At 63.0% G+C, this 7,845-nt stretch carries 7 protein-coding genes and 2 pseudogenes; 5 read left to right on the forward strand and 4 right to left on the reverse strand.

The genetic code is table 11. The features are described from left to right. Positions 1-134 precede the first annotated feature (134 nt). The 5 genes and pseudogenes from ABD283_RS13920 (at position 135) to ABD283_RS13940 (ending at position 4,881) form a co-directional block, all read left to right on the forward strand. On the forward strand, positions 135-1,082 hold the full coding sequence (locus ABD283_RS13920) for a quinone oxidoreductase family protein (protein ID WP_095797098.1): 948 nt from the start codon (positions 135-137) through the stop codon (positions 1,080-1,082). 103 nt (positions 1,083-1,185) lie between these two features. Continuing rightward, positions 1,186-2,097 carry a Cof-type HAD-IIB family hydrolase gene (locus tag ABD283_RS13925; RefSeq protein WP_165189357.1) on the forward strand — a complete coding sequence of 304 codons (912 nt, stop codon included), beginning with the start codon at positions 1,186-1,188 and terminating at the stop codon, positions 2,095-2,097. Between the two features lie 235 nt (positions 2,098-2,332). Continuing rightward, positions 2,333-3,241 (forward strand): annotated as a pseudogene (locus tag ABD283_RS13930) (YeeE/YedE family protein); the annotation flags it as partial. A gap of 264 nt (positions 3,242-3,505) precedes the next feature. Continuing rightward, entirely contained in the window at positions 3,506-3,739 is a 234-nt protein-coding gene (locus ABD283_RS13935) for a sulfurtransferase TusA family protein (protein WP_238663201.1), read from the forward strand. Positions 3,740-4,062: 323 nt separating this feature from the next. Continuing rightward, positions 4,063-4,881 (forward strand): CPBP family intramembrane glutamic endopeptidase, encoded by an 819-nt coding sequence (locus tag ABD283_RS13940; RefSeq protein WP_344225548.1) that lies wholly within the window; start codon positions 4,063-4,065, stop codon positions 4,879-4,881. A 65-nt stretch (positions 4,882-4,946) separates the two neighbouring features. Here ABD283_RS13940 and fmdA read toward each other — a convergent pair whose 3' ends face one another. From fmdA to ABD283_RS14400, 4 genes and pseudogenes are all read right to left on the reverse strand, one after another. Continuing rightward, the gene (gene fmdA / locus ABD283_RS13945; protein WP_344225549.1) at positions 4,947-6,344 is read right to left on the reverse strand and encodes a formamidase; all 1,398 of its coding nucleotides are present in this window, start codon (positions 6,342-6,344) and stop codon (positions 4,947-4,949) included. A 72-nt stretch (positions 6,345-6,416) separates the two neighbouring features. After that, positions 6,417-7,451 (reverse strand): L-idonate 5-dehydrogenase, encoded by a 1,035-nt coding sequence (locus ABD283_RS13950; protein WP_095797093.1) that lies wholly within the window; start codon positions 7,449-7,451, stop codon positions 6,417-6,419. 53 nt (positions 7,452-7,504) lie between these two features. After that, entirely contained in the window at positions 7,505-7,669 is a 165-nt protein-coding gene (locus ABD283_RS13955; RefSeq protein WP_344225550.1) for a hypothetical protein, read from the reverse strand. A 4-nt stretch (positions 7,670-7,673) separates the two neighbouring features. Continuing rightward, positions 7,674-7,778 (reverse strand): annotated as a pseudogene (locus tag ABD283_RS14400) (IS30 family transposase); the annotation flags it as partial. Positions 7,779-7,845: the final 67 nt, after the last annotated feature.

Genomic DNA, 7,845 nt, shown 5'->3' on the forward strand with positions numbered 1-7,845 from the left:
TCCTGTGGCGAGGAGCCCGTTCCTCATCTCATCAACGCACCCGTGACAAGAACCTCATGCCCCACAACACCTAGACCTCCCGCGCACACAACGTCCCGCAGGAATTCCTGTCGACCTGAGTCGTTAACGTAAGTATGCGAATCATTGGATTTACAGAATTCGGAGGGCCCGAGGTCCTCGACATCCACGACGTTCCGGAGCCTCATGCCGGGCCCGGGGAAGTTCGGATCGCCGTGAAGGCTGCAGCGGTCAATCCCACGGACACTGAGACGCGGCAGGGTAACGGCGCTCCCGCCCAGCTGCCCGCTCCGCACGTCCCGGGGATGGATGCGGCGGGTGTGATTGACGAGGTCGGCGAGCCCACGGCGGAGCTGGATACTTCCCCGTGGTCCGTGGGTGATCACGTCATGGCCATCGCGATCCCGTTGCGGGGCCACGGAGGCGCATACGTCGAATACCTGGTCGCGGATGCGGACTCTCTGGCTAGGATCCCCGAAGGCCGCTCGCTGGAAGAAGCCAGCACGTTGCCCATGAACGGGCTTACTGCCCTCCAAGCGTTGGAGAAACTGGACCTCGAACCCGGCCAGGTCTTGGGCGTGACCGGCGCGGCGGGCACCCTGGGTGGGTACGTCGTTCAGCTGGCCAAGCTCCAGGGCCTCACGGTGATCGCCGACGCCGCCCCAAAGGACCGTGAGCGCGTGGTCGCCTTGGGCGCTGATCATGTGGTGGAGCGGGGCGATGATTTCCCCGACAAGGTCCGCGAAATCTACCCGGACGGTGTGGACGGCTTGGTCGATGCCGCGGTGATGAACGAGCTCGCAGTGCCCGCCGTTCGCTCCGGGGGAGGCTTCGCCACGGTGCGTTTCTGGCAGGGGCCGGAGGACAGTGACTTGACCTTCCACGTTGTCTGGGTTGGTGATGAATACCATCACGGCGACAAGCTGGACGCGCTGCGCGAACTGGTGGAGAGCGGCGTCGTCACCCTGGAAGTGGCCGACACGTTGCCCGCCGAGCAGGCGACGGAAGCTCACCAGCGATTGCAGGAGGGCGGCGTGCGGGGTCGGCTGGTCCTGACGTTCTGAGCGCAAAGTCGGGGCCATTAGGGTTGAGCGGAGTCAGCAAGGGCTGGCTCCGCAACCCGTCCCGCGTGAGCAACTGCGGTAGACCGCAACAGGAGAACCAAGAATGCCCCCCGAGTATCAACTGGTCGCCTTCGACATGGACGGCACCCTGCTGGACAGTACCAAGGACCTGCAGCCGGGGACGCGGCGTGCTTTCGAGGCCATGCGCGCGGCCGGGACGCGCATCATGTTGGCCTCGGGCCGCCCGATTCCCGGGCTGAAGGGGCTCGCGAGCAAGCTGAACCTCGGGCAGGATCTGGTGCTCGCGGGAATGAACGGCTCGATCGTGGTGGATCAGGCCACGAACCGCGAAATCGCCCGCCATCCCATGCCGCTGAACATTGCTCGGGCGCTGATTGCCGTGGCCAAGAGGCATGACGTCTTGGTCATGATCCCGCACGACGACGAGCTGCTGGTCGAGGACCCATCCGACACCCACGCGCAGCATGAAGCCACCAGCAACAAACTGAGCATCCGCCACGTCGACGATCTGACCGAGCTGGACGTCAAACCGACCAAGGTGCTCCTCGTGGGCGAGCGGGACATCACCGATCCGCTGCTGGACGAGCTCAACCGGACATACGGTGACCAGGTAGAACTGGCCTACTCCTCGCCCTTGTACTTGGAAGCCACCGCCGCCGGCATCCACAAGGGTTCCGCCATCACCGACTACTGCGAGGCCGAAGGCATCCCGCTGTCCCGCGTCATGGCGTTCGGCGACAACGGCAACGACATCGGAATGCTGCGCACCGCGGGGCTCGGCGTCGCCATGGGCAACGGCATCCCCGAGGCCAAGGCAGCGGCCGACCTGGTGACCACCTCCCACGACGACGAAGGCATCGCCCGCGTCCTGTCCCGCTACTTCGACGTCGACACGAGCGACGTCCCGGGCCTCAGCGAGGCGCCCCATCCCGAAACCAACGAGACCGACGACGCCGCCCGCCCCACCAACCCAACGGGCCGCACCCTTACATAGCCCCGCCTCTCACCGCGACCAGAATCCCACGTGACTCCCATTACCCCCAGACCGTGGGGGAATCCTGAATGTGACGGTTTGTTACAACCCTCTCGACCCGGCGGAAACACCCCTGTTTACTTGATGGCGATCCTTCGGGCGCGACTCCGCGTTCCCAACTTCCTCATCTACTGAAAATCAGGTTCACCACATGATTCTTACCGGTCTGGTTGTCGGCGCCGTGCTGGGCATCGTGATGCAGCGCGGTCGCTTCTGTGTCACCGGCATGCTGCGGGACATCTTCCTGCAGAAGTCGTGGCGCACGTTCGCGGCGCTGCTCATCGTGATTTCCGTCCACGCTATTGGTCTCGCCGCTCTCACGAGCCTCGGCGTGATCGCCCCCGAATACAGCACGTTCGCCCCGGCGGCCGTGATCATCGGTGGCTTCCTGTTCGGCATCGGCATCATCCTGGCCGGTGGTTGCGCCTCCGGCACCTGGTACCGCTCGGGTGAAGGCCTGGTCGGTTCGTGGGTGGCCCTGGCCATGTACGCGCTGTCCGCGTCCGCCATGAAGGGCGGCATGCTGGATGGTTTCAACTCCTGGATGACCAGCTGGGACACCGGTCTCACCACCGTTCCCGCAGCACTCGGGATTTCCCCGTGGATCTTCGCGATCGCCCTGGCCGTCTTCACCGGCATCATGGTGCGCCGCTTCATGATCAAGGAAGCCAACAGCCCCAAGCCGGCCCGTCTCAACAACCGCCCGGCCTGGAAGCGCCCGCTGCACGTGTACAACGCCGCGTGGATGATCGGCCTGCTGGGCGTCATCGCGTGGCCGCTGTCCGCAGCCGCTGGCCGTAACGGCGGCCTGGGCATCACCACCCCGTCCGCTCACACCGTGGACTTCATCACCACCGGCGATGCCAAGTTCATGAACTGGGGCACCCTGCTCGTGCTGGGTCTGCTGGTCGGATCCTTCATCGCGGCCAAGGCCACCGGCGAGTTCCGCATCCGCGTGGCCGACGCTAAGACCACCGTGCGCGCCATCTTCGGCGGCATCCTGATGGGTGTCGGCGCAGCGTTGGCCGGCGGTTGCACCGTGGGCAACGGCATGGTCGAGACCAGCCTGTTCAGCTTCCAGGGCTGGATCGCATTGCTGTTCATTGCTTTGGGCGTTGGGGCGGGCACCAAGCTCTGGCTCAAGCCCTCCGCTGCGCAGCCCGCCGCCGAGGCTCAGGACACCGTGACCTACTCCACCGATGAGAGCCTGGACCACAACGTTCTCAACGAGAACCCGTCCGGTAACTCCATCGACGCGACCCCGTCCAAGAGCCCGCAGAACACCAACGCGTTCTCCGGTTTCGCCGCGGCGCCGTCCGCGCTGATGGTCAAGGATCCGTCCCTGTCGCCGTCCAAAAAGCTCAAGGATCTGGGCGACGGTTACTACGCCCTCGACTCGCTGGGTGCGGTCTGCCCGTTCCCGCTGATCGAGGCCAAGGACGTCATGAAGACCCTGCAGTCCGGCGACCACCTGGTCATCGACTTCGATTGCACCCAGGCCACCGAGGTCATCCCCCAGTGGGCCGCCACCGAGGGCCACGAGGTCACCGACTTCGTCGAAACCGGCGACGCCAGCTGGCAGATCACGGTCAAGAAGGGTTGATCTCACCTTCATAGAGATTGACGACGACGCCGCTCGCGACTTTCGCGGGCGGCGTCGCCTTTTTGTGCGGGTTGGGTGTGTGGTCGGACGGCGACATCTGGGGCCGAGGATCGCAGGCTGGCGGGGCGAAACGCTGCGGACCCGTGCCATAAATGTCGAGGCGAGTGAGAGAGCTCTGGTGGCCATGGTCGAAGTAGCACGAGGGTGCTAGTTTCGGATCCGTGACCTCGAACTTTGAGCGTGATCAACAACCGAAGCGTGTCACCGGAGCGCCTGCGACGACGGCCGCATGGGCACCGAAGTGGTTCGGCCGAGCATTGTTCGTGGCCTGTTCGCTGGTGACCGTCGCGAGCATCGTCACGCTGATGGTGACTATGCCGGAAGGGACTACCGTCTCCGCGGACGCCAATGCACCCACGCTGTCGAACTGGGTGAACATTGGGCCCTCGTTAGTGGGTATTGCGTTGACCCTTGTGCTCCCATCGCGGGCGGCCCCCATGCCTGTGGTGCCTGTGAAGCGTGGTCGACTGCTGGTGACAACGGCCGCGCTTCCAGTGCTGCTGGCCGTCTTTGTCCTCGCCACGATTCTGCTGCCGTTACAGGGGGAGGGCTATATTCTCGGCAAGTTCGTGCTGCTGATGCTTCTCCCCGCCGTGCTGCTACTGGTGGTGCGAGGGTCCGTGAGGATCGAAACCCGGCGCGGTGCGTGGCGATGGTGGGCGCCCGTGCTGGTTCTTGCAGTCTGGTTCTACTTGTCCGAGGTGGCACCGTGGAATCCGCCGTATGACCCGGGAGATGTCGATACGAGTCTCCTCATCACGGCCGCACTGGTCACAGCAATCACCGCAGGCATCGGTGAGGAACTGTTCTTCCGTCGATGGCTGCAGACTCGTTTGGAGGCGACCCTGGGAGCATGGGCGGGCATCGGCGTGACGTCTGTGCTGTTCGGGCTGATGCACCTGGGAAGCCACGGCACCGGGGACTTGTGGTTGGACGTTGCGCGAGTGATTGCCATTCAAGGATGTCTCGGGTGGTTCTTGGGCGTGCTGTGGTGGCGCTACCGAAACCTGACCATGGTGATCTTGGCTCATCTGATCATCAACGGGTGGGGTGTGCTCGTGTACTTGGTGGGGCAGGGCTAGGGGAGAGCGGTGATGACCGCAATGATCGTGCCATCACCGCCCGCGCCCACGTGCTCGAATAAACGTCACCCCGGGTTCAGCGACTTGGGCGCTCCCATGCCGGGATCGATCTGGAAGGGTCCGGACGCGGAGGGGCGCACATCGAAGTCGAAGATCTCGGTCGGGATATAGACCGTGGCGCATGAGTTCGGAATGTCGACCACACCCGAGAAACGACCCTCGATCGGTGCCGCACCGAGTAGCAGATAGGCCTGTTCCTTGGAATAACCGAACTTGGACAGGTAGTCGATCGCGTGAAGGATCGCGCGTTGGTAGGAGAGCTGCGAATCCAGGTAGCGCTGCTCGCCGTCGAGCGTGACCGAGGTGCCGGAGAACGCAAGCCACTCCGAGTAAACCGGACCGTTGCGGCCCGGCATGAAGATGGCGTTCTCGCTGACGCCGTAAGTGTCCATGCCGTCCTTGATCACATCTACATGGATGTCGATGAAACCGCCCATCTCAATGCCACCGCAGAAGGTGATTTCACCGTCTCCCTGGGAGAAGTGCAGGTCGCCCATGGACAGATGCCCACCCGAGACGAAGACCGGATAGAACACCCGCGAACCCTTGGTGAAGTTCTTGATGTCCTGATTGCCGCCGTTCTCGCGCGGCGGGGCAGTACGAGCAGCTTCCGAAGCAACTCGGTCGAAGTCCGAGCCGCTGAGCGTACCCAGGATTGCCGAGTCGGGTTCCGGCGGCAGGGCGAGCGGAGGTACTCGGTTTGGCTCCGTGGCGATCAGATCGCCCTCTCGTTTGTTCCATTTCTTCAGCAGATCCGCCGATGGTGCTGTGCCCATCAAACCCGGGTGAGTAATCCCCGTGAATCGCACTCCGGGAATGTGTCTGGAGGTGCACTCGCCACCCTGGAAATCCCATACGGCCTTATAAGCATCGGGGAACTGGTCCACCAAAAAGCTGCCGCCGTTCTTCTGGGCGAAGATGCCGGTGTACCCCCAGCCCTGACCGGCCAGTGCACCCTGCTCCTGTGGGATGGGTCCAACGTCCAGAATGTCGACGATCAGGAGATCACCCGGCTCGGCGCCTTCGACGGCGAACGGCCCGGAGAGCGCATGCACCTTGTTCAGGGGTGCATCACGGATGTCGTCTGCGGAATCATCGTTCTTGATGGCGCCGTCGAACCACTCGCGACAGTCGATTCGGTAGCTCTCACCACGCTTGAGCGTTGCGATCGGCGGGATATCCGGGTGCCACCGGTTGTGGACGTCGGGTGTCTCCGCGGTCCGAGCGGCGCTATCGATAGCGCGCGCCCGGGGCGAGTTGAGCGTGGACAAATTGGCGGGCGAGAACAGTTTCCTGGCGTCCTCGCCGCAAACAGGGCACGGCTGTTTTTTCGGGGCGGTCGACATCGGATGAGTTGCTTCGAAGTCACCGCACTGCGTGCACCGGAACTCGTAGATGGGCATGAGACGCTCCCTCTGCATGTGATGTAAACCATACAGTGGGGCAGGGATGCCCGCTCCGGACAGCGAGCAGTTTTAGCTGAGCCGCAGCATCACCTTGCTGGAGCCGGAGGCACGGTCGGCAGCGATTCGAAATGCATCGCGTGCCTCAGCCAGGTTGAATTCATGGGTCATGAGGGGTGATACATCGACGTGCCCATCCATGAGTCTGATCGCCTCAGTGATCTCGTCGACGAATCGGTAAGAGCCGCGGTAGTCGATCTCTCGCGTCACGATATTCCCCAGGGCAGCACTGACCTCGCCAGCGGGAAGATTTCCGACCTGAACCAGCACACCCCCGCGCCGCACGGCCGCGATGACACCTCCGAGTGCTCGTGGGGCACCCGATGCTTCTATGGCGGCGTCGACGTCGCTCGGAAGCTTTTCGCCCTGGGCGACGTCCACGAGGTGGTCGGCGCCCATGCGTTCTGCGATCTCCAACGACGCTTGACTCAGATCTGCGGCGTAGATGTCCTTGGCACCTTGCGCCTTGGCTGCCGCTACGGCGAGTGCGCCAATGGGTCCGCACCCATTCACGAGTACGGATTTGTCAGCCACGGATCCGGCGCGCTTGACCGCGTGAATCGCTACCCCGAAAGGTTCGGCCAAAGCACCTTCTTTGGTGCTGACGCCATCCGGGGGCGGTCTGATCTGGTCAGGCCGGACCAGCCGGAACTCGGAGAATGCGCCTTGCTCGTGCGGTTGGAAGGCCGCGGAGCCGAAGTAGCGAACCTCGGGCCAGAGATTGGTCCGATCTGCCACAGCGGGGATCATCGTGTGTTTTCCGGCGAGAGTCGCCGGATGAATGGAAACGCGCTGGCCGGTTCGGAGCGTGCCCAGATCGACCACGTTCCTGCCGAGCTCCACAATGTGTCCCGCGACTTCATGGCCCAAGATGAGGGGATCTTGAAGTACTGCGGTACCGGACACTCCGGATCGAACATAGGCCACGTCGGAACCGCAGATGCCGCCCCATTCCATAGCCACAAGAACATCGTCTGGGCCGCAGACCGGGCGATCTATTTCGTCGATGCGCAGGTCGTTGGCTTGGTGGACAACTACAGCTTTCACGTCATATCCCTTGAGAGTTTGAACGGTTATTTCAGGCCCGGTAGCTGAGACCTTTAGCCGAACAAGTTGGTGATCTGAGTCCAGACATCACGGAATGACAGAACCCCCACTGCGATGATCGACAGCGCGGAGATCAGCAGCATGACAGTAAAGAACGAGCCGTCCTTGACCCGGGGGTCCGTTTGGGTTCGAGACAGGTAAATGGTGGGCGGATTCAACGGGTCATTGCAACAGGTACTCTTCGAGGGTTTCGTTTGGGGTGGCGAACTGCAAGCGTTTACGGGGTCTGCGGTTGAGTTCATCGGCGACGAGGTCGAGATCTAGTTGTTGTGGGGCATGAGGTTCTTGTCACGGGTGCGTTGATGAGATGAGGAACGGGCTCCTCGCCACAGGA

This window comes from Kocuria atrinae (assembly GCF_039531425.1).
Taxonomy (GTDB): Bacteria; Actinomycetota; Actinomycetes; order Actinomycetales; family Micrococcaceae; genus Kocuria; species Kocuria atrinae.

Bases quoted from the DNA above. Each gene is read 5' to 3' on its own strand.
- ABD283_RS13920 (WP_095797098.1), top strand. From the start codon at position 135: ATGCGAATCATTGGATTTACAGAATTCGGAGGGCCCGAGGTCCTCGAC.
- ABD283_RS13925 (WP_165189357.1), top strand. From the start codon at position 1,186: ATGCCCCCCGAGTATCAACTGGTCGCCTTCGACATGGACGGCACCCTG.
- fmdA (WP_344225549.1), bottom strand. From the start codon at position 6,344: ATGCCCATCTACGAGTTCCGGTGCACGCAGTGCGGTGACTTCGAAGCA.